The organism is Pseudoflavonifractor phocaeensis, from assembly GCF_021531375.1.
GTDB lineage: Bacteria > Bacillota > Clostridia > Oscillospirales > Oscillospiraceae > Lawsonibacter > Lawsonibacter phocaeensis_B.
Genome location: NZ_JADYTU010000007.1, coordinates 57,989 through 79,072 on the forward strand (window position 1 = coordinate 57,989; position 21,084 = coordinate 79,072).

22 protein-coding genes and 1 riboswitch are annotated in these 21,084 nt (G+C 60.9%); of the genes, 9 read left to right on the top strand and 13 right to left on the bottom strand.

Going from position 1 to position 21,084, the window contains the following annotated elements; translation table 11 throughout:
- Positions 1-76: 76 nt before the first annotated feature.
- The 4 genes from I6E39_RS04445 to I6E39_RS04460 all read left to right on the top strand — a co-directional run bounded on the left by I6E39_RS04445 (position 77) and on the right by I6E39_RS04460 (position 3,095).
- Positions 77-817, top strand: coding sequence for an N-acetylmuramoyl-L-alanine amidase (locus I6E39_RS04445; protein WP_235380391.1), 741 nt, complete (start codon positions 77-79; stop codon positions 815-817).
- A 20-nt stretch (positions 818-837) separates the two neighbouring features.
- A complete protein-coding gene (locus tag I6E39_RS04450) occupies positions 838-2,133 on the top strand; it encodes a glycosyl hydrolase family 18 protein (RefSeq protein ID WP_235380393.1) in 1,296 nt (431 codons plus the stop codon).
- An 89-nt stretch (positions 2,134-2,222) separates the two neighbouring features.
- A complete protein-coding gene (locus I6E39_RS04455) occupies positions 2,223-2,615 on the top strand; it encodes a thioesterase family protein (protein WP_235380395.1) in 393 nt (130 codons plus the stop codon).
- 3 nt (positions 2,616-2,618) lie between these two features.
- On the top strand, positions 2,619-3,095 hold the full coding sequence (locus I6E39_RS04460; RefSeq protein ID WP_235380396.1) for a YbaK/EbsC family protein: 477 nt from the start codon (positions 2,619-2,621) through the stop codon (positions 3,093-3,095).
- A gap of 53 nt (positions 3,096-3,148) precedes the next feature.
- Here I6E39_RS04460 and abc-f read toward each other — a convergent pair whose 3' ends face one another.
- From abc-f to I6E39_RS04515, 11 genes are all read right to left on the bottom strand, one after another.
- Entirely contained in the window at positions 3,149-4,636 is a 1,488-nt protein-coding gene (abc-f, locus tag I6E39_RS04465) for a ribosomal protection-like ABC-F family protein (RefSeq protein ID WP_235380397.1), read from the bottom strand.
- Positions 4,637-5,026: 390 nt separating this feature from the next.
- Positions 5,027-5,911: a site-specific tyrosine recombinase XerD gene (gene xerD, locus I6E39_RS04470; protein ID WP_235380398.1), complete on the bottom strand. Its 885-nt coding sequence runs from the start codon at positions 5,909-5,911 to the stop codon at positions 5,027-5,029.
- 20 nt (positions 5,912-5,931) lie between these two features.
- On the bottom strand, positions 5,932-6,552 hold the full coding sequence (locus I6E39_RS04475; RefSeq protein ID WP_235380399.1) for a stage II sporulation protein M: 621 nt from the start codon (positions 6,550-6,552) through the stop codon (positions 5,932-5,934).
- A gap of 282 nt (positions 6,553-6,834) precedes the next feature.
- Positions 6,835-8,253, bottom strand: a complete 1,419-nt coding sequence (gene scfB / locus I6E39_RS04480; protein WP_235380400.1) for a thioether cross-link-forming SCIFF peptide maturase — start codon at positions 8,251-8,253, stop codon at positions 6,835-6,837.
- A gap of 110 nt (positions 8,254-8,363) precedes the next feature.
- Complete coding sequence (gene scfA / locus I6E39_RS04485; RefSeq protein ID WP_008980862.1) at positions 8,364-8,504, bottom strand: six-cysteine ranthipeptide SCIFF; 141 nt, start codon at positions 8,502-8,504, stop codon at positions 8,364-8,366.
- An 81-nt stretch (positions 8,505-8,585) separates the two neighbouring features.
- Positions 8,586-9,008, bottom strand: coding sequence for a TIGR04086 family membrane protein (locus I6E39_RS04490; protein ID WP_235380401.1), 423 nt, complete (start codon positions 9,006-9,008; stop codon positions 8,586-8,588).
- Positions 9,009-9,080: 72 nt separating this feature from the next.
- Positions 9,081-9,353: a preprotein translocase subunit YajC gene (gene yajC, locus I6E39_RS04495; RefSeq protein WP_235380402.1), complete on the bottom strand. Its 273-nt coding sequence runs from the start codon at positions 9,351-9,353 to the stop codon at positions 9,081-9,083.
- A gap of 112 nt (positions 9,354-9,465) precedes the next feature.
- Positions 9,466-10,608, bottom strand: a complete 1,143-nt coding sequence (gene tgt / locus I6E39_RS04500) for a tRNA guanosine(34) transglycosylase Tgt (RefSeq protein WP_235380403.1) — start codon at positions 10,606-10,608, stop codon at positions 9,466-9,468.
- Between the two features lie 21 nt (positions 10,609-10,629).
- Positions 10,630-10,893 carry a TfoX/Sxy family protein gene (locus tag I6E39_RS04505; protein WP_235380404.1) on the bottom strand — a complete coding sequence of 88 codons (264 nt, stop codon included), beginning with the start codon at positions 10,891-10,893 and terminating at the stop codon, positions 10,630-10,632.
- Positions 10,890-11,939, bottom strand: a complete 1,050-nt coding sequence (gene queA / locus I6E39_RS04510) for a tRNA preQ1(34) S-adenosylmethionine ribosyltransferase-isomerase QueA (protein WP_235380406.1) — start codon at positions 11,937-11,939, stop codon at positions 10,890-10,892. Before queA ends, I6E39_RS04505 begins: the two co-directional genes overlap by 4 nt.
- A 30-nt stretch (positions 11,940-11,969) precedes the next feature.
- Positions 11,970-13,754 carry a SpoIID/LytB domain-containing protein gene (locus I6E39_RS04515; protein ID WP_235380407.1) on the bottom strand — a complete coding sequence of 595 codons (1,785 nt, stop codon included), beginning with the start codon at positions 13,752-13,754 and terminating at the stop codon, positions 11,970-11,972.
- Positions 13,755-13,847: 93 nt separating this feature from the next.
- Positions 13,848-14,028, top strand: a riboswitch (Lysine riboswitch).
- Between the two features lie 178 nt (positions 14,029-14,206).
- On the opposite strand from I6E39_RS04515, the gene asd reads away from it, so the two are divergent.
- The 5 genes from asd (at position 14,207) to I6E39_RS04540 (ending at position 18,277) form a co-directional block, all read left to right on the top strand.
- Positions 14,207-15,295, top strand: a complete 1,089-nt coding sequence (asd, locus tag I6E39_RS04520) for an aspartate-semialdehyde dehydrogenase (RefSeq protein ID WP_235380408.1) — start codon at positions 14,207-14,209, stop codon at positions 15,293-15,295.
- Between the two features lie 86 nt (positions 15,296-15,381).
- Positions 15,382-16,272 carry a 4-hydroxy-tetrahydrodipicolinate synthase gene (dapA, locus tag I6E39_RS04525; RefSeq protein WP_235380409.1) on the top strand — a complete coding sequence of 297 codons (891 nt, stop codon included), beginning with the start codon at positions 15,382-15,384 and terminating at the stop codon, positions 16,270-16,272.
- Positions 16,273-16,308: 36 nt separating this feature from the next.
- Complete coding sequence (gene dapB, locus I6E39_RS04530; RefSeq protein ID WP_235380410.1) at positions 16,309-17,064, top strand: 4-hydroxy-tetrahydrodipicolinate reductase; 756 nt, start codon at positions 16,309-16,311, stop codon at positions 17,062-17,064.
- A gap of 129 nt (positions 17,065-17,193) precedes the next feature.
- Positions 17,194-17,532 (top strand): DUF2500 domain-containing protein, encoded by a 339-nt coding sequence (locus I6E39_RS04535; RefSeq protein ID WP_235380412.1) that lies wholly within the window; start codon positions 17,194-17,196, stop codon positions 17,530-17,532.
- A 1-nt stretch (position 17,533) separates the two neighbouring features.
- The gene (locus I6E39_RS04540; RefSeq protein WP_235380413.1) at positions 17,534-18,277 is read left to right on the top strand and encodes a tRNA threonylcarbamoyladenosine dehydratase; all 744 of its coding nucleotides are present in this window, start codon (positions 17,534-17,536) and stop codon (positions 18,275-18,277) included.
- 46 nt (positions 18,278-18,323) lie between these two features.
- On the opposite strand, the gene tyrS is transcribed toward I6E39_RS04540, so the two are convergent.
- Positions 18,324-19,547 carry a tyrosine--tRNA ligase gene (gene tyrS, locus I6E39_RS04545; RefSeq protein ID WP_235380415.1) on the bottom strand — a complete coding sequence of 408 codons (1,224 nt, stop codon included), beginning with the start codon at positions 19,545-19,547 and terminating at the stop codon, positions 18,324-18,326.
- 46 nt (positions 19,548-19,593) lie between these two features.
- Positions 19,594-20,445 (bottom strand): DMT family transporter, encoded by an 852-nt coding sequence (locus I6E39_RS04550; protein WP_235380417.1) that lies wholly within the window; start codon positions 20,443-20,445, stop codon positions 19,594-19,596.
- Between the last annotated feature and the right edge of the window lie 639 nt (positions 20,446-21,084).

Below are 21,084 nucleotides of genomic sequence, written 5' to 3' on the forward strand. Positions count from 1 at the left end.
CGTCAAAGTCAACTCCTGTTTTGCACAAAATATTGTTTTTCCGCATAGCATGGAGAAAAAACGGGAGGTGCTTTTCATGCCCATTATCTATCTCTCCCCCTCCACCCAGGAGAACAACTATTATGTGACCGGCGGCACTGAGGAGCAGTACATGAATTTGCTTGCGGACAAAATGGTGCCCTATCTGGACGCCTCCGGCATCCGCTACACCCGCAACACCCCCAGCATGACCGCCGCAAGCTCCATCGCCGCCTCCAACGCGGGGAATTACGACCTGCACCTTGCCCTCCACTCCAACGCCGCCCCTGAGGGCCGGTACGGCACCGTCCGCGGCTCCATTGTCTTCTACTATCCCGGCAGTACCGAAGGCCAGCGGGCGGCGGAGATCATCGCCGACGGGCTGAAGGCCATCTATCCCCTGCCCAACCTGGTCCGCGCGGAGGGCACGACCGCCATCGGCGAGGTGCGCCGTGTCCGGGCCCCCTCCGTATTTTTGGAACTGGCTTACCACGACAACGAGGCGGACGCCAACTGGATCGTAAACAATCTGGACGCCATCGCCCGAAACCTGGTCCTCTCGCTCACGGAATACTTCGGCATTCCATTCTACGCGGCGGAACTGAACCAGTCCGCAACGGTAGACGTGTCCTGGGGCGTACTGAACATCCGGGCCCGGCCCAACACCGGGGCGCCTATCCTGGCCCAAGCCCCAGACGGAGCCCCCCTGACCGTTTTGAACCGGTCCAACGGCTGGTATCTGGTGGATTACAACGGGACCATCGGCTACGCCAGCAGCGATTTCATCACCCTGACCTGACGGCAAAAGGAGGTATCAAAATGGACATTCATGTGGTCCGCCCGGGGGACACCCTATACACGGTGGCGCTTCAGTACGGCGTTTCCCTGTCCCAGCTCCTCAATGACAACCAACTCCCCGACCCATCCCGCCTGGTGGTAGGCCAGACTCTGGTCATCCAGTACCCCAAGGTGACCCACACCGTGAAGGCCGACGACACCCTGGCCTCCATCGCCGCCATGCACGATACCACGGTGCGCCAGCTCCAGCGGAACAACCCGGTCCTCAAGGGCGGGGACCGGATCGTCCCCGGTCAGGTGCTGGTCATTTCCTATCAGCAGGAGAAGGAGGGCACCCTGTCCGTCAACGGCTATGCCTATCCCAACATCGACATGGGCCTGCTCCAGCGCACGCTGCCCTATCTCTCCGATCTGACTCCCTTCACCTACGGCTTCACGCCTCAGGGCAACCTCATCGACCTCCAGGACCAGGCTCTCATCGACGCCGCCCGGCGAATGGGAGTCCGTCCCCTCCTCCATCTGTCCACCCTGACGGAGGAAGGCGGCTTTTCCAATGAACTGGCCCATATTCTCCTCAACGACCAGGCGGTCCAGGCCAACCTCATCGCCCAACTGCTGGACACCGTGTCCCGAAAGGGCTACCAGGGGGTGGACGTGGACTTTGAGTATGTCTACGGCACGGACGCCGCGGCCTATGCCCAGTTCGTGGCCCGCCTGCGGGAGGCTCTGCGTCCCTGGGGGATGCCCGTCATCGTGGCCCTGGCTCCCAAGGTGTTCGCCGCCCAGCCGGGACGCCTGTACGAGGGGCACGATTATAAACTGCTTTCCCAGGCCGCCGACTTCGTGCTGCTGATGACATATGAGTGGGGATATACCTACGGACCCCCGATGGCGGTAGCGCCCATTCGGAATGTGCGTCAGGTGGTGGACTACGCCCTAACTGAGATGCCGCCGGAAAAGATCTATCTGGGGATCCCCAACTACGGCTACGACTGGCCCCTGCCCTACCGGGAGGGGAACCGCGCCACCTCCATCTCCAACCAGTACGCCGTGGAGCTGGCTGCCCGGCATTACGCCGCCATCCGGTTCGATGATCAGGCTCAGTCCCCCTGGTTCCGCTATGTGGACGTGGATGGCCGGGAGCACGAGGTCTGGTTTGAGGACGCCCGCAGCATCCGGGCCAAGCTGGACCTGGCCCGGGAATACGGCCTGTACGGCGTGGGCTACTGGAATCTGATGCGGCCCTTCCCCCAGAACTGGCTGGTCCTTAACGCCCTCTTCCATATCCGGGATGAATTCCAGGCACCCCTGCTGTAACGCTTGAGAAACTTCCCTTGGATGGGGCTGGATTTTTTCTCCCCGGTGTAGTAGAATCTTTTGCAACCATGTACAAAGGAGGACATACCATGTCTGTTACCGTTGGAATGAAGGGCCGGGCCGAGGCCGAAGTGAATGACCAGAACACCGCCATGAGCGCCGGTTCCGGCACCCTTCCTGTCTTTGCCACCCCCTGGATGTGCGCCCTGATGGAGAAGGCGTCCTGGACCGCCGTCGCCCCCGCTCTGGCCCAGGGCGAGAGCACCGTGGGCACCAAGCTGAACATCTCCCACCTCTCCGCGACCCCCGTGGGCCTGAAGGTATGGGCTGAGAGCGAGGTCACTGCTGTGGACGGCAAACGCATCGAGCTGAAGGTGGCCGCCTACGACGAGAAGGGCCTCATCGGCGAGGGGACCCACGAGCGGTTCATCGTCACCGACCAGCGCTTCCTGGACAAGGCCGCCCGGAAGCTGGAGGGTTGAGCTATGTCTATTGAGAAGGTCCGCGCCTACTTCCGTCCCCTGGGCCGCGAGGGGGACATTCTGGAGTTTCCCGTTTCCAGCGCCACGGTGGAGTTGGCCGCCCAGGCCGTGGGCGTCATCCCCGCCCGCATCGCCAAGACCCTGTCTTTCCTGGTGGAGGACCACTGTGTCCTCATCGTGGCCGCCGGGGACGCCAAGGTGGACAACAGCAAGTACAAGGCCATGTTCCATACCAAGGCCAAGATGCTCACTCCGGAGCAGGTATCCCAGTTCACTGGCCACGCCATCGGCGGGGTCTGCCCCTTTGCCAATCCTGATGGGGTGGAGACCTACCTGGACGTGTCCCTGAAACGGTTCGACACCGTTTTCCCCGCCGCCGGAAGCTCCAATTCCGCCATCCAGCTGACCTGCGATGAGTTGGATGAGTTCTCCCATGCCCGGGGCTGGATCGACGTGTGCAAGGCTTGGCAGGAGCCGTAACATATTCTTGTTTCATAAAAATGCCGTGGGCCGCATGTCGCCCACGGCATTTTTTACAGCGTCACCCGCCGGGTGGCCACCTTTTCCCGAAAGACCTTGTCGTGCTCCACAAAGAGCATGGTGGGCCGGTACTCCAGGAGCAACTGCTCGATCTGCATCCGGGAAAACAGGTCAATATAGTTCAGCGGTTCATCCCATACATACAGGTGGGCGCTCCGGCACAGGCTGGCGGCCAGGAGGACCTTCTTTTTCTGTCCGGCGCTGTACCCCGCCATATCCCGCTCAAAGAGGGCCCGGGGGAAATCCAGCTTCCGCAGGATGGTCAGAAACTGCGTCAAGTCGATCTCCTGTTCCTCCGCCCAATCCAAAGGGCTTCCGGTCAGATGGTCCGCCTGTTGCGGCACATAGGAGATCTCCAGTCCCGGGACCCTCCACAGCTGCCCGGTATAGGACCCTTCTTCCCCCAGTATCAGCCGGAGGAGACTGGTCTTCCCGCTGCCGTTTCCCCCCTCCAAACAGACGCGCTCTCCCTGTTCAACTGTCAAGTCGATCCCCTTGCATATCGTTCTCCCATCGTAGTGGATCGAGAGATTTTTCCCCTCCACCAGCCGCTGGCTGTAGTGCCGGGCTGGGAAGAGCTTCAGACTGTCCGCCGTCTCTATATCCTGTAATAGCGCGGATTTTTCCCGGATTGCCCGCTCCGCCCGGCGCTCCATGTTCAGCCGCTGCTGCTGTCCCTTTCTGGACTTTTCACCCAGATATGGACGTAGGCCGTGCTTGACGATCCCTTGGGAGGAGATCCCCGTCTTGGCACGCTCCACGGCGTCCGCCTTCTGTTTTCTGGCCCTGGCTGCATCCTCCAGACGGCGGATCTCCCCCTTCAGCTTCTCGTTTCGTGCCGACTCTCCCCGGTCCCTGGCCTCCTTCTCCTCCAACCAGGTAGAGAAACTCCCCCGCATGATCTCCGGCCCCGTCCGGTTCAGCGCCAGGATATGGTCCACGCAGCCGTCCAGAAATGCCCGGTCATGGGATACCAGCAGAAACCCCCGGTCCAGGGACCGGAGATACCGCGCCACCTGTTCCCGGCCGCTGCTGTCCAGGTGGTTGGTGGGCTCGTCCAGCATGGGAAAACAGTCCTCCGCCCCAAAGAGGGCGGCCAACTGGGCCCGGGTCTGCTCCCCGCCGCTGAGGCTGGAGAAGGGCCGGCTCAGGATCTCTTCGTCCAGCCCCAGCCGGTACAGCTCCCGGATCAGCTGCCACTCTTCCAGCTCCGGAGCCGCTTCCAGCAGCACCGGAAGGGCAGGCCGCTCCGGGTCCGCCGCCGGCCGGGGGTAATAGGCCATGGGCTCCGGGCAGGAGATGGTCCCCGTCCCCTCCAGCTCCTCCGCCAACAGGCGAAGCAGGGTGGTCTTTCCCCGCCCGTTCCGGCCCACCAGACCCAGCTTCCAGTTGGTGTCCAGCCGGAGGTCCAGATTCTGAAATACCGGCGTGTAATCTCCCTCATAGGTGAAGGAGAGGTTTTGTATGATGATCTGTGACATATGTATGCCCCCTGTCTGTAAAATCAAAATGCCGCAAGAGGAACGCTCCTCTCGCGGCAGACAGGGGGACACCGGCCCCCGGCCAGGCCGGGCGCCCTTCCCCAATATCACCGGAGGCGGACACGCATCCCTCTCGCGCGTATGACAAGGCAGGGGCGCTCCCGCGTCCCGGACACCTGTTGTCATACCATCAGCAAGAGGTATTGCGCATCTTCCCGCCTCCGTTTCCTTTGAATTTAAAACGATCATAACACGGCGCCGCCGTCCCTGTCAAGATTTGGGGCTGCGGCGCTCTTTTCAGATAGACGCAAAAACAGCAGGAGTTTTTCTCCTGCTGTTTTACGATGCAAACATAGGTACATGGCGGCTCATATCCACCATAGCGAAGGTTTATGCCCTTGGATGGGCCTTCAGATATACGTCTTTGATCTTCTGGTTCAAAAGCCGGGAATAAATCTGGGTGGAGGAGATATCGGCATGGCCCAGCATCTCCTGGATGGATCTCAGGTCCGCCCCATTCTCCAGCAGATGGGCGGCAAAGGAGTGGCGCAGGGTATGGGGGGTGATGTCCTTCTTGATGCCCGCCTTCTCCTGATAGTACTTGATGAGCTTCCAGAAGCCCTGACGGCTCATCCGCTCCCCGTTCATGTTGACAAAGAGCGCGGTCTCATCCAGCGCGTCCACCAACTGGGGCCGGACGTTATGTACATACTCGTTGAGGGCCCGGATGGCCGCCGGATACAGGGGAATGATCCGCTCCTTCCCCTTGCTGTAGCACTTGAGCACCCCGCCGGGCAGATTCAGGTCGTCCACATCCAGAGCGATGAGCTCGCTGACCCGGATGCCGGTGGCATAGAGCAACTCCAGCATGGCCCGGTCCCGGTAACCCTTCAGGTCGGTACACTCGGGCTGTTCCAGAAACAGCTCCACTTCCTTTCCCGTCAGGACCTGGGGCAGCTTTCGCTCCACCTTGGCGGGGGTCACACCTTTGGCCGGATTCCGGTCAACCGCGCCCAAACCGATCAGACAGTTATAAAAGGACTTGATGGAGGCTACGGAACGGGTCACTGTGGCAGGGGATTTCCCCTTTCTGGACAGAGAATGGGCATACTCATCCACATCCTGGGACAGCACCTCGGTCAGAGGGATGTCCCGTTCCTCCATCTCCTTGGCAAACTGCCGCACGTCCCGCAGATAGGAGCTGACCGTGTTCGCCGAGGCATGTTTTTCATTTGTTAAATAGTCCTCGTAGACAGATAACCAATCAGCCACCATCCAACTCTCCCACATCAAAATTACAACACGACCCGGGCCGCCGCCCGGAGCAGCACCGGCACCACCGCGTATTCCACTCCCGCACAGGCCAACATCAGGGTGCCGCAGATCCCGGCTCGCACCCAGTATCTCGGTGAGAAAGGAAGCGCGCAGCGGGACTCGCCTACTACCCGGCGCATCAGAGCCTGGGCGCCTGCCATCCCCTGAAAGGCCGCCAGAAACAGAGCGGGTCCCCACAGCAGGGCCGGAAGTCCGAACAGGACCAACCCGGGAATCAGTCCGGCCGCACCGAACACCCTGCAAAAACAGCCCACCGAAAAGGCGAAGAAAAATCCTCGGACCAGCAGGACCAGGGGAATCGCCGCCACACCGATGGCCGTCACGCCCAACAGAAGGACCGCCAGAAGATAGCGCATCTCTCCCCACACCACAGGCCACAGCGCTCGGAACAGGTCGCCGTCACGGACCAGGGAAAGATAGTCGATCAGGTAATCCCGCAGGCCTTCGGCTCCCTCTCGATCCGCAAGCCCGGCAAACAGACACCCGGCGATCCCGCCCGCCAAAAACAGCAGGCACAGCAGCACCAGCGTCGCGCCCTGTCCCCACAGCAAGTCCCATTTCTTCTGTTCCCGTTTTCCCATCATCCTCACCTCAGTACAAGCTATGTGGGAACGGGAAAAAATAGACGGGGAATCTCAGGCGCATGGGTTAATGATATATCTAATATAGCCTCATTCGCCATTTTTCGCAAGTCCTTTTCAGGAAATTTTAGGATTTTTTCTTGTTTCTCAACTTGTTATGTAAATTTGATTATGTAAACTTTGTAAATGGAGAAAAAGGAGAGCCCTGCTGAAGCAGGGCTCTCCTCACTAAATATAGGTATTTCACTTGTTTTGATTGCTATATCTGGGATTTACGCAGTTTTAGAGACACTCGCCGCACTGATTACAGTCCGTATTATCACATCCTGTATTCCCCTCCCCGCCCATGCCGGCGGCAATGGCGTTCAGGGCAATGGCGCACTCCAGGCGCTTGCGCTCCATGGCGCAGGCCACCTCGTTAGACTTTGTTATGTCGCCGTTGACAAGCAGATTGGAGGCGGAGCAGCCGCCGCTGCAATAGAACCGGGCCCAGCATTCCCGGCAGGCGGGACGGGTGTAAATGTTCTGGTCGGCAAAGGTCCGGGAGATCTCCATATCGAAGGAGCCGTCGAACACATTGCCCATCCGGTACTCCTCCTTCCCCACGAACTGATGGCAGGGGTAGATGTCGCCGTCGGGGGTGATGGCCACATACTCGCAGCCGGCGCCGCAGCCCCGCAGCCGCTTGATGACGCAGGGCCCCTGAGCCAGGTCCACGTTGAAGTGGAAGAAGTTGATGTCCTTCCGGTCCATCAGCTCCCGTGCCAGCTTCTCATATTCGGCCTCCACCTGGACCAGATCCTCCTCCTTAATGGCAAAGGGGTCGTCCAGAGGGCCGCTGGCGGGCTCCACCGACACATGGCGGAAGCCCAGGTCTCCCATGTGGAGCACATCCTGGGCGAAGTCCAGGTTCTGGCGGGTGAAGGTGCCGCGGACATAGTAGTCCTTGGTCCCCCGCCCCGCCACCAGCTTCTGGAACTTGGGGGTAATGACGTCATAGCTCCCCTTCCCGTTGATGGTGGGACGCATGTTATCGTTGACGTCCTTCCGGCCATCCAGGGAGAGGACCACATTGGACATCTCCCGATTGATGTACTCGATGTTCTCATCGCTCAGCAGGATGCCGTTGGTGGTGATGGTAAAGCGGAAGCACTTGTCATGTTCTTTTTCCAGAGAGCGGGCATACTCCACCGTCTTCTTCACCGTGTCCATCGCCATCAGCGGCTCGCCGCCGAAGAAGTCCACCTCGATATTCCGGCGCTTGCCAGACTTGGCCACCACCCAGTCGATGGCACGCTTGGCGGTCTCGAAGTCCATGGTCATGCGGTGGCCGGTGCCGAAGTCGCCGGTGGAGGCGAAGCAGTACTTGCACCGCAGATTGCAGTCGTGGGACACATGGAGGCACAGGGCCTTGACCACTGCCTGCCGGGGCAGCTCCATGGCCTTGTCCCGGTCCACATACTCGTCGTCGGTAAAGAGCAGGCCCTGGTCCTGGAGGCCCCGCAGCTCCTCCCATGCCTCGGCCAGCTCGGCGGGGTCATACTGGGTCAGCTGGCCGGCAAGCTCCTCCGGCAGCTTCTCCCCCATGGGACCCTCCACCCGGGAGAGCAGGTCATAGCTCAGCTTGTCCAGCACATGGACCGCGCCGCTGTTCACATCCGCCGCCAGGTACTGGCCCAGGGCAGTAAAGGTATGTACCATGTCAAAATTTCCTTTCCTTTTCTCCCCGCCCCTTTCACCCCGGGCGGCAGAGCGTCTTTGCATAGTAAAAGGGCAGGCTAACGCCTACCCTTTTCAAGTGCTGTTTTATATTACTGGTTCTCGCACTTCTGGTTGGCCACGGTGCAGGAAGTCTTGCAGGCGGACTGGCAAGAGGTCTGGCACTCGCCGCAGCCGCCCTTGGCGGCGCTGGCCTTCAGAGTGGCCCCATTGAGAGTCTGGATGTGCTTCATTGGTATCTCCTCCTGATGATCGCGGAGCCTTGGCTCCGCATAATTTGAAGTTATTATACCACAGCTTTTTTCCTTTTTCAATCATCTTCTGCGTTTTTTCTTGGAGGCGCCGCCCAGCACCCCGGCGATGCCGCCGCCGCACAGGCAGGCGGACAGCAGGCCCACCCCGCCCTGGTCCACCGAGGCGGTGTCATAGGCCAGCAGCCCGGCCGTTAAAAGCAGCAGAAACAGCACGCCCCCCACGCCCAGACCCACCAGCAGGGTCCGCCTGCCGATCCTCCGGGCCGCGTACAGGCCGCCGGTCATAGCGCCCAACACGCAGACAGCCAGCACCGCGCCCTCCATCCACCGCTCCCGCAGCAATCCCGCAGACACCAGCACCGCGCACAGCAGCAGGGTCAGGATGGCGGCCGCTCCGGCCAGCGCGCCCCCCTTCAGCAGATCGCACAGGGCGTCGATCCACTGTCCGCCCGGCTCCTCCGGGCGTCTGTCCCGTTTTTTCATAACAATACCCTCCCCCATGGCTTCTGACAAAACCTATGCGGGGAGGGTATGTTTCATGTCCAATTTTTCGGATTACTTGCTCTGCTCGCCGTCCTTGGCGTTCTTGGTGGAGACGGCCCACTTGGTCAGCTCAATGCGGACGCGGTCAGCGCCGGTCTCGATGACGATGGTGTTTTCCTTCACGGCGCAGATGGTGCCGGTAATGCCGCCGATGCTGGTGATCTCGTCACCCACAGTCAGGGAGTTGCGAAGATTCTCCGCTTCCTTCTTCCGCTTGTTTTCGGGGCGGATCATGAAGAAATAGAGCATGGCGAACATGAGGACAAGCAAAATGACGGTTTCCAAAGTTGTTTCCCTCCAAACGTTATCTGCCAGCCTTCCGCTGGACACTTTTCTATTATTATAGCGGTTTCAGGGCCCTTTGACAAGCCTTTTTGTCAAATTCGCCCTCTCCTTTTCATTCGGTCTCCTGGGCGGGCCGGTCCAGCACTCCGGAATATTGGGATCGGAATTCCTCGAAGGTCCCCTGGTCCAGGGCCTGACGGATGCGGGCCATCAGTTCGTTATAGAAATGGAGGTTGTGGAGCACCGCCAGCCGCATGGCCAGCATCTCCCCCGCCGTGAACAGGTGGCGCAGGTAGGCCCGGGAGAAGGAGGAACAGGCCGGACAAGTGCAGGTGGGGTCGATGGGCCGGGGGTCCAGCTTGTATTTCTCATTTTTCAGATTGATGGTGCCCTGCCAGGTGTACAGCTTGCCGTGGCGGGCGTTCCGGGCGGGCATGACACAGTCGAAGAAGTCCACGCCGCGGGCCACCGCCTCGATGATGTTGGAGGGGGTGCCCACCCCCATGAGATACCGGGGCTTGTCCTGGGGCATGTGGGACTCCACCGCGTCGATGATGTCGTACATCACCTGGGTGGGCTCCCCTACCGCCAGACCGCCGATGGCATAGCCATCGCAGTCCAGCTTGGCGATCTCCTCCATGTGCCAGACCCGAATGTCGGGATAGGTCCCTCCCTGGTTGATACCGAAAAGCATCTGGCCGGGGTTGACGCAGTCGGGCTGGGCGTTGAGGCGCTTGTGCTCCTCAATACACCGCTCCAGCCAGCGGACCGTCCGCTCGCAGGACTGCTGCACATACTCCCGGGGCGAGGGGTTCTCCACACACTCGTCAAAGGCCATGGCGATGTCGCTGCCCAGGTTGGACTGGATCTGCATGGACTCCTCTGGGCCCATGAAGATCCGCCGGCCGTCGATGTGGGAGGCGAAGGTAACGCCCTCCTCCTTGATCTTCCGCAGACCGGACAGGGAGAACACCTGAAAGCCGCCGCTGTCGGTGAGCATGGGGCCGTCCCAGTCCATGAATTTGTGCAGTCCTCCCATCTGCCGCACCACCCCGTCCCCGGGGCGCAGATGCAGGTGGTAGGTGTTGGACAGCTCGATCTGGCAGCCGATGTCCTTCAGGTCATGGGCGGATACCGCCCCCTTGATGGCGCCCTGGGTGCCCACGTTCATAAAAACCGGGGTCTGGACCGTCCCGTGGGGACAGGTAAACACGCCCCGCCGGGCTCTCCCCTCTGTTTTGATCACTTCAAACACAAACAGTTCTCCTTATCCTGTTCATTTTTTCCCGGAGCAGCCATCGAAAAATCGGCGCAGCTCCGCTTTGCGCTCCGGGGGCAGCTGGGTCTTGCACACGCCCCGGACCGCCCCTTCCAGAGCGGTGAGCTTGTGGAAGCAGGCGGCGGGGGCCCGGGCCTTCAGCCGCAGAAAGGCCGCCTCCGTTCCAAGCTCCCGCAGGGTCTCCGGGTCATGGATGTCCGCCTGCTCCAGCAGGCGGGCCAACTCCGGACCGATATTGGGCAGCTCAGTTAATGGACTCATTCCAGTTCTCCCTTCTTCAGCCCGTCGGCAATCAGCATGGCGTCCCCAAAGGAGAAGAAGCGGTACTTCTCCTTCACCGCCTCTTCGTATGCGGTCAGCACATGCTCCCGGCCCGCCAGAGCGGACACCAGCATGATGAGGGTGGACTGGGGCAGGTGGAAATTGGTGATGAGGGCGTCCAGCACCTTGAACCGATAGCCGGGATAGATGAAGATGTTGGTCCACCCGGACCGGGCGGTCATGGTGCCGTCCTCGGCGGCGAAGGACTCGATGGTGCGGCAGGAGGTGGTGCCCACGCAGATGACCCTTCCCCCGTTTTTCTTGGTCTCATTGATGATATCCGCCGTCTCCTGGCTGATCTGGCAGAACTCCGAGTGCATCTCATGGTCCTGGATATCCTCCGCTTTCACCGGGCGGAATGTGCCAAGGCCAACATGAAGTGTAATGTAACACTCCTTTACACCCATATCCCGGATCTGCGCCAGCAGTTCCGGCGTAAAATGCAGGCCGGCGGTGGGAGCGGCCGCGGAGCCCACCACCTTGGAGTATACCGTCTGGTACCGCTCCTGATCCTGGAGCTCCGTCTTGATATAGGGAGGCAGGGGCATCTTGCCCAGCTGCTCCAGGATCTCCAGGAAAATGCCCTGGTAGTGGAAGCGGACCAGCCGCTTGCCGTCCTCGACCTCCGCCTCAATGGTGGCGGTGAGCTGGCCGTCGCCGAAGATGACCTGGGCCCCGGGCTTCAGCTTTCGGCCCGGACGGACCAGACACTCCCACAGGCCCTCCCCCTTGTCCACAAGGAGAAGCACCTCGCATACTCCTCCGGTGGGCCGGTGGCCGATGAGCCGGGCAGGCAGCACCCGGGAGTCGTTCATCACCAGACAGTCCCCGGGACGCAGATACCGGGGCAGGTCATAAAAGTGGTGGTGGCCCACCTCTCCGGTGGTCTTGTCCAGAGTCAGCAGCCGGGATGCGTCCCGCCGCTCCAGCGGTGTCTGGGCGATCAGCTCCTCGGGGAGATAAAAGTCAAAATCAGAAGTTTTCAATGAGATTACGCCTTTCTTATCGTAAAATGATTATTGGTAGTCCCCCACCTGGGTGCCGGGGAAATAGAACTCCACGATCTCGTCATAGGAGAAGCCCAGCCGGGCCATGGCGTTGGCGCCGTACTGGCTCATGCCCACCTGATGCCCCCAGCCGGAGCCGGTGAACACATAGGAGCTGCCCGAGACGGTGACGGTGCCGCCCCCCTGGTTGGTGCCGCCGGTGTTCTCATTGGAGCCGGAACCCTCCTCCAGCTTGGAAGTCTTTCCCGTTCCGGAGATCACATACAGGTCCTCCCCCGCCTTCTCCGTGGTGCCGCTCCCAGAGATGGAGTACAGCCCCTCCAGGCTGGATAGGGAACCCGTTCCGTTGACGGCGCAGCCGCCGCCCGCGGCGGGCTTGCTCCCGCTCCCCTCCTGTACCGTCTGGCCGTTGACGGTAAAGCGGATGGAGTTCACCCCAAAGGCCGACCGGATTCCCGGGCTGGTCCGAGGGGTTATGGTATTGCTCTGACCGTTGGCATAAGCTACCTTGACCTTGATCACATTGCCCAGTTCCGAGTAAGTCAGCTCCAGGTGGTCAATAGAGGTATTGGTGCCGTAGCCATAGCCCTGAAGGCGCTTTGCCAGTGCGGATGCAGAATAGGTCACGGTCCAGGAGGAGTAGCTGTTCTTGTCGGCGATGGTCTCCTCATAGGGATCCGTCACACCGCAGAGATAGGGATATTTCTCCATACTGGTGCCCCAGATGTAATAGGCGCTCTCGCTGGCTCCGCCGTGGCTGGAGGAAAAGAAGGTATCCGCCAGGGTGTTCTTGTACCAGAGCACCTCTCCGGCCGTCTCTTCCACCGCCCGGTCGCTGACAGCGCTGGGGCCGTAGTCGATCCGGTTGCTGCCCGCCCCCCGGTACACCTGGCAGTAGTCGGTGTTGCACACATCAAAGCCCAGGCTGCCGTGGTAATTCAGCCGCTTCAGCGCATAGGTCCTGGCGCAGATGGCCTGGGCCTTTAAGGCGTCCAGCGGCCACTCCCGGCCCATCTCATAGCAGACCACGCCCTTCACATAGTCCTCCAGCTCCACCACGTTGACCACCGTCAGGTTTCCGCCTCCGACGCGCTGATAGGTAAAGCCGCCCCGGTACTTGAAGCCGACGAACCAGGTCCGCACGTCATCCGCTCCGGTGACGTCCGGCAGAATGCCCAGGGCCTGGGAAGCGCCACCGTCAAATTGGAACAGAATACGGTCAGTCCCCGTCTCCACCACGTTGACACCATAGGAGCTGGTGCCCACGATGGTCCCCTGCTCCATGGTGGCCAGAGCCCCCTCCGCTCCCTCGCGGCTGAGGTAGGCCCCCACCCGGACCTGATACGCCCCGTCGATCCAGGCTACGAAGCCGCCGAAGATGGCCGCGTCGGCGGCCGCGTCTTCATAGGTGCTGTAGGAGCCGGGGATCCGGATGTGGTAACAGCCCACCGCCACGTCGCTGGTGATGGCGTCGGAGTATGTATACTTGCCCGCCGAGGCCACATATCCGTAATACATGTTCTGGGTCTTGAGCACCGCAACCTCGGTGACGCTCTCATCGGTGCGGCCCAATTCCACGAAATCCAGATCGCTGTCATAGTACCCGAACCGATATCCGGCCCCGTACCCCGTGTTGTTCTGCAGGTGGGCGCAGGCCAGTTCCCCTGTATCGTTATGGGAGCTGGAAGAGGCCAGCCCCACCCGGATCTTCACGTCGCCGCTGCCGTTTGTGCGCGCCGCCCAGACAGTGGGAACGCACAGTGTCATTGCAAGGAGAACAGCGGCAAGTTGCATAAATCTTTTTCTCATGGTCTGCTCCATTTCTCTGTTTCTTCTGAATTGTTCTATTGACACCCAATCTGAAAAATGATAGGATAAGGTCAAATTATGCAGGATAGAGGTTGCGGCTTACATCAGTAAGCATGGCCAGGGGGCCGGTCCCCGCTTCAGCCATGTCGAAAGGGAAAGCCGCCGAAGGGTCCCTCCGCCGGTGGGAGGAGGCTCTGGTCGCCTGGTTAAGAGCCTTGCGACTGTCATCAGGAACACCTGATGGAGCGCTGTCTGCTTTTGTGAATATTTTGCCGGCTGTCCTTTCCCGAGACCCTCAGTCGACATTATAGTACAAAATCAGCCGCTTGAAAAGCCGCTGATTTATTTTTTCCCTTTGCCCCATGTCCGGGGCCCGGACGCATCTATTTTTTAGTCAGGTCATAAAATACCCAGAGAGGTTTTGGAGGTAGTTTGAAATGGAAAAGTATAAAGTAGGTATTATCGGCGGTACCGGCATGGTGGGCCAGCGCTTCGTCACTCTGATGGAGAACCACCCCTGGTTCCAGCTCACCGTCATCGCCGCCAGCCCCCGCAGCGCCGGCAAGACCTATGAGGAGGCTGTGGCGGGCCGCTGGGCCATGACCAAGCCCATCCCCGAGGAGGCCAAGCCGCTGGTGGTCATGGACGCCCAGGCCGACGTGGAGAAGATCGCCTCTCTGGTGGACTTTGTGTTCTGCGCCGTGGATATGAAGAAGGACGAGATCCGGGCTCTGGAGGAGCGCTACGCCAAGGCTGAGTGCCCCGTGGTGTCCAACAATTCCGCCCACCGCTGGACCGACGACGTGCCTATGGTGGTGCCCGAGATGAACCCGGAGCATCTGGAGATCATCCCCTTCCAGCGCAAGCGCCTGGGCACCAAGCGGGGCTTCATCGCCGTCAAGTCCAACTGCTCCATCCAGGGCTATGCTCCCGCTCTGCATCCCCTGATGAAGTACGGCGTGGACAAGGTGCTGGTGTGTACCTATCAGGCCATCTCCGGCGCCGGCAAGACCTTCGAGCGCTGGCCCGAGATGGTGGATAACCTGATCCCCTACATCGGCGGCGAGGAGGAAAAGAGCGAGCAGGAGCCGCTGAAGATCTGGGGCCACATCCAGGACGGCAAGATCGTCAAGGCGGAAGGCCCCGCCATCACCGCCCAGTGCCTCCGCGTCCCCGTGTCCGACGGCCACACCGCCGCCGCCTTTGTCTCCTTCAAGGGCGAGGCCCCCTCTATCGAGACCATCAAGCAGGAGTGGGCCAACTTCAAGGGCCGCGCCCAGGAGCTGGAGCTTCCCTCCGCCCCCAAGCAGTTCCTCCACTACTTTGAGGAGCCCGACCGTCCCCAGGCCAGACTGGACCGCGAGCTGGAGGGCGGCATGGCCGTCTCCCTGGGCCGTCTGCGTCCCGACACCCAGTATGACTACAAGTTCGTGGGTCTGGCCCACAACACCCTCCGGGGCGCCGCCGGCGGAGCCGTCCTCCTGGCCGAGCTGCTCTGCGCCGAAGGATACATTGACCGCAAGTAATATGCAGTGAGGAGTGAGAGAGCCGAGGACGTTATATCACGCCGAAGCTCCCCGCGCCCAACTCATCGAGAAAGGATGTTTCAACCATGAGAACTCCCGTCTTTACCGGCACCTGCCCCGCCCTGGTCACCCCCTTTGACCAGAACGGCAACATCAATTACGACGCCTTCGGCCGCCTGATCGACGCCCAGATCGCCGCCGGCGTGGACGCCGTCTGCGTCTGCGGCACCACCGGCGAGTCCGCCACCATGTCCATCCGGGAGCACATCGCCGCCGTGGAGTACTGCGTCAAGCGGGTGGACCACCGGGTCAAGGTCATTGCCGGCACCGGAAGCAACGACACCTCCGCGGCTGTCTATCTGACCCAGCACGCCCAGGACTCCGGCGCCGACGCCGCCCTGCTGGTCACTCCCTACTACAACAAGGCCAGCCAGACCGGTCTGGTCAAGCACTATGAGTACATCGCCGAGCGCACCGAGCTGCCCCTGATCCTGTACAACGTGCCCAGCCGCACCGGCGTGTCCTTTACCGCCGAGACCTACAAGATCCTCTCCGCCAACCCCAAGATCAACGGCGTCAAGGAGGCCAGCGGCAACTTCTCCCTTCTGGCCCACACCCGCTTCCTGTGCGGCGACGACTTCTACATCTGGTCCGGCAACGACGACCAGGTGGTGCCCATGATGGCTCTGGGCGCCAAGGGCGTCATCTCCGTGGTGTCCAACATTGCTCCCGAGGTCATGGTGAAGATGAGCCACCTGTGCCTGGATGGCAGCTTTGAGGCAGCCTCCCAGCTCCAGATCCAGTACATGGATCTGATCGACGCGCTGTTCTGCGAGGTCAACCCCATCCCCGTCAAGGCCGCCATGAATCTGATGGGCATGGAGGCCGGTCCCCTGCGTCTGCCCCTGTGCGACATCTCTGATAAGAATCTGGCCGTCCTGCGCGCCTCCATGGAGCGCATGGGCCTGCTGAAGTAACATAGCCCAGGCGTGAATAAAAAGGAGCATCTCTCTATGCTGAAGATAATCATTTCCGGCTGCAACGGCCATATGGGCCGGGTGGTGGCCTCCCTGTGCGCCGCCGATCCCCAGGTGGAGGTGGTGGCCGGCTTCGACGTGATGGGGTCCACCGACCGGGAGTTCCCGGTGTTCTCCTCCCCCGCCCAGTTCCAGGGCAAGGCCGACGCCGTCATTGACTTCTCCTCCCCCGCCGCTCTGGAGGGGTTGCTGGCCTTTGGCAAAGCCACCAAAACGCCTCTGGTGCTGGCCACTACCGGCTACACCCCCGAGCAGGTGGCCCAGATCGGCGCCGCCGCCCTGGAGGTCCCCATCTTCCGGTCCGCCAACATGTCTCTGGGCATCAACGTGCTGCTGGAGCTGGTGAAAAAGGCCGCCGCCGTTTTGGGGGACAGCTATGACATTGAGATCGTGGAGCGGCACCACCGCCGTAAGGTGGATGCCCCCAGCGGCACCGCTCTGATGATCGCCGACGCGGCCGCTTCCGCCTGCGGCCATGAGACGGAGTATGTATTTGAGCGCCACAGCGTCCGTCAACCCCGGGACAAGAAGGAAATCGGCATCTCCGCCATCCGGGGCGGCACCATCGTGGGCGAGCACGAGATCATCTTTGCCGGTCATGACGAGGTCATGGAGATCAAGCACACCGCCCTCTCCCGTGAGATCTTCGCCCAGGGCGCCGTGGAGGCCGCCAAATTCATGGCTACCGTCACCGCCCCCGGTATGTATGACATGAGTATGCTGGTGAAGTGAGTTGTTCTTGAACGGAAGAATCAAAAACGCTTTACAAACTGCCTCTTGCGCTCGCAAGAGGCAGTTTTTCTTTTCATTTAATTCGGACTATGGTATAGTGGTGTAAAAACAGCCAGCGAGGGACACGATATGATAAATTCTCTGCTCAGATTACTGGCGCGTCCCATATTGCGCCAGGTCAACCTTCAAATCGGTGTGGACAAGGCGGACGGCGAGCCTCTTCTGACGGAAGAAGCCCTGGTCCACGCCAAGTCAGAGCACGTCGGCGTGTATATGATCCACTTTTACATCTCCGCCCGGGATACCGTCGTGGACTGCGACGTGCCCTACGAAATCTGGCGTGAGCTGAAAAAAGGTCAGCGGGGTACGCTCAGTCACCAGGGCGGACAGTTTCATTCCTTCGTAAACCGGGACTGTGGCGAGTCGCTTTGTACCTCCAAAACAAGACGCAAAAAAGGAGCGATCTAATATGTTCGATCCATTTATCCGCACCCGTCTGCTCATCGGGGACGAGCCTCTGGACCGGCTGGCCGCCGCCAAGGTGGCCGTCTTTGGCGTGGGAGGCGTGGGCGGTTTCTGCGTGGAGGCCCTGGCACGGGCAGGCGTCGGTACTTTACACCTCTATGACGACGACACCGTCTCCGAGAGCAACCTGAACCGGCAGATCGCCGCCCTCCACTCCACCATCGGCCAGCCCAAGGCCGAAGTGGTGGCCGCCCGGGTCCGGGACATTAATCCCGCCTGTGATGTGAAAGCCATCCGGATGTTCTACCTCCCCCAGAACGCCGACCAGGTGGACCTGAGCCAGTACGACTATGTGGTGGACTGCATCGACACGGTGGCCGCCAAGCTGGAATTAGTGTCAAGGTGTACCACCTTACAGGTAAAAATCATCAGTGCCATGGGATCGGGCAACAAGCTGGACCCCACCGCCTTTGAGATTACCGATATTTCCAAGACACAGGGCTGCCCCCTGGCCCGGGTCATGCGTAAAGAACTGCGGAAGCGGGGCATCCAGCACCTAAAGGTAGTCTATTCCAGAGAGGAGCCCCTCTCCCCCGCCCGGCCCATCGAGACCGAGGCCCCGGCGGGCTCGGACACCCGGCCCGGCTCCACTGCCCGGCGGGCCACTCCAGGCTCCATCTCCTTCGTCCCCGCCGCCGCCGGCCTGGTGCTGGCCTCGGCGGTCGTTCGGGACTTAGGCCAATTTTAGGGATAAAAAACGCGGCTGCCGTCGGCAGCCGCGTTTTTTATCCTTTTTACATCTGAGCCCGGTGGAAGACCTTCTTGCCCTTCTTGATCATCAGGCCGTCGCCGGACAGGTCGGCGGCGGTATAGCTGACGGTGGCGGCGGCCACCTTCTCGCCGTTGACCTCTACGCCGCCCTGCTCCACCAGACGGCGGGCCTCCTTCTTGGAAGGAGCCAGCTTGCACTTGACCATCAGATCCAGCACGCCGATGGCGCCGTCGTTCAGATCCTCGGCGGTCAGGGTGGTGGCGGGCACGTTGCTCATGTCGCCGCCGCCCACGAACAGGGCCTTGGCGGCCTCCTGGGCCTTCTTGGCTTCCTCCTCGCCGTGGACCAGCTTGGTCAGCTCAAAGGCCAGGATCTCCTTGGCGGTGTTCAGCTGGCTGCCCTCCCACTTGTCCATCTCGTCGATCTGCTCCAGAGGCAGGAAGGTGAGCATCCGCAGGCACTTAAGCACATCGCCGTCGCCCACGTTGCGCCAGTACTGGTAGAACTCGTAAGGAGAGGTCTTGTTGGGGTCCAGCCACACGGCGCCCTTGGCGGTCTTGCCCATCTTCTTACCCTCGGAGTTGAGCAGCAGGGTGATGGTCATGGCGTGGGCGTCCTTGCCCAGCTTGCGGCGGATCAGCTCAGTGCCGCCCAGCATGTTGGACCACTGGTCGTCGCCGCCGAACTGCATGTTGCATCCGTAGTGCTGGAACAGGTAGTAGAAGTCGTAGGACTGCATGATCATGTAGTTGAACTCCAGGAAGGACAGGCCCTTCTCCATCCGCTGCTTGTAGCACTCGGCCCGGAGCATGTTATTGACGGAGAAGCAGGCGCCGACCTCACGCAGGACCTCCACATAGTTCAGCTTCAGCAGCCAATCGGCGTTGTTGATCATCCGGGCCTTGCCCTCGCCGAACTCGATGAACCGCTCCATCTGCTTCTTGAAGCAGTCGCAGTTGTGCTGGATGGTCTCGGGGGTCATCATGGAGCGCATATCGGTACGGCCGGAGGGGTCGCCGATCATGCCGGTGCCGCCGCCGATCAGGGCGATGGGCTTGTTGCCCGCCATCTGCAGCCGCTTCATCAGACACAGGGCCATGAAGTGGCCCACGTGGAGGGAATCGGCGGTGGGGTCAAAGCCGATGTAGAACACGGCTTTCCCCTCGTTGATCATCTTGGAGATTTCCTCCTCATTGGTCACCTGGGCGATGAGCCCACGGGCTTTCAGTTCTTCGTAGCAAGTCATTTCTGATCTCTCCTTCTTTATTGTAACCTATTGAATCTGCAAAATCTCACGGGCGCGCGGGTTCCCTGCTCTGCCGCCCCTTCAAAACATTGTAGCCCACCACGCCTACAATGACCACCGCGGCGCCGACCATGGCAAAGCCGCCGATCCGCTCCCCATAAAACAGGGCCACCAGAATGGGGTTGAGTACCGGCTCGATCCCGGAAACCAGGCTCGCGGTGACAGGCGGCGTTGTTTTCAGTCCGATACACAGGCAAACGTAGGCCACGCCCACCTGGAACACGCCCAGCACCACCAGACTGACCAGCGCCGTCCGCGTGAACTGGGTCTCCCGGAGCAGGAAGGGCAGCCCGGCCAGCGCCGACAGCACATCCCCCCAGAACACGGAGGAGATGGCGTCGCCGTTGGGCATGTCGTTCATCAGAAACACCCCGGCGTAAGACACACCGGACAGCAGCGCAATGAGATTGCCCAGCCCGCCCCCCATCGACAGGCTGTCCACAAAAAAGAACAGGACGCCGCCGAAGATCACAGCGCAGGCGGCCAGGTCCAACCGTCCCGGCCGCTTCCGGAAAAACAGGGCGGAGAACAGCATGACGAAGATGGGGACCGTAAATTGCAGCACGATGGCGTTTGCCGCGGTGGTCAGCTTATTGGCCACGGAAAACAGGGCGTTGGTCCCGAATACGGACAGCGCCCCCAGCAGGACCCAACGGTTGAGCCGCAGGGGATGCCGGGTCCAGATCAGATACCCGCCGATGACCAGCAGGGCGATGGCGGTGCGCCCGCCGTTGATGGACATTCCGTTCCAGGGGATCACCTTGATGCACAGTCCCCCGATGCTGTACAGTACCGCGGCGGCACAAACAAACAGGGTGCCTCGCCGGCTTGCGGTCATAGTATCCCTCCCGCGTCAATCTGTGGAAAACAAAGAAAACCCTCCGTCCGGAATTTCGGACAGAGGGCATCAATGCGGTACCACCTCTGGTTCGCCCGTCTCCTCGCGGAGAGGGCCTCGTGGAGTGCGTGACTCCGGCGCGGTAACGGGCGCTCCCGGCCTGTCCCCTACTGGGCCGGTAGGCCGGTTCGGGCGGCTGCTCCAAGGGGTATTCACGCCGCGCTCCTCTCCCCCGTCGCACCAAAACCGGGGTCTCTCTGGGCAGGAGCCTACCGCGCTACTGGTCCTTTTCTTCGCAGTGTGCCAAATGTATCACAGTTTTTTCCCTTTGTCAAGGGGGACAAGCGCTTCTTCCTGTTATAAAGCGCCCTGTCAATTCCAGTGTATCAGGCTGCTGAAACGGGCGGTTGAAACACTCTGCCGGCCCAAGATTTCGGAGGAAAAGATGGCTTGACCGGGAACCGTTAAGGTTCCCGGTCTTTTACCTTCATATCAATTTGCTCAGACCGTCGATAAGACCCGTTCGACAGATTGAGGGGCTGTCCGTTTCGGACAGCCCCTTTTACGCTCAGATCCGGGCCACGCCGGACTTCCGGGCGGCCTCGGCCACCGCCTTGGCCACGGCGGGACCTACCCGGG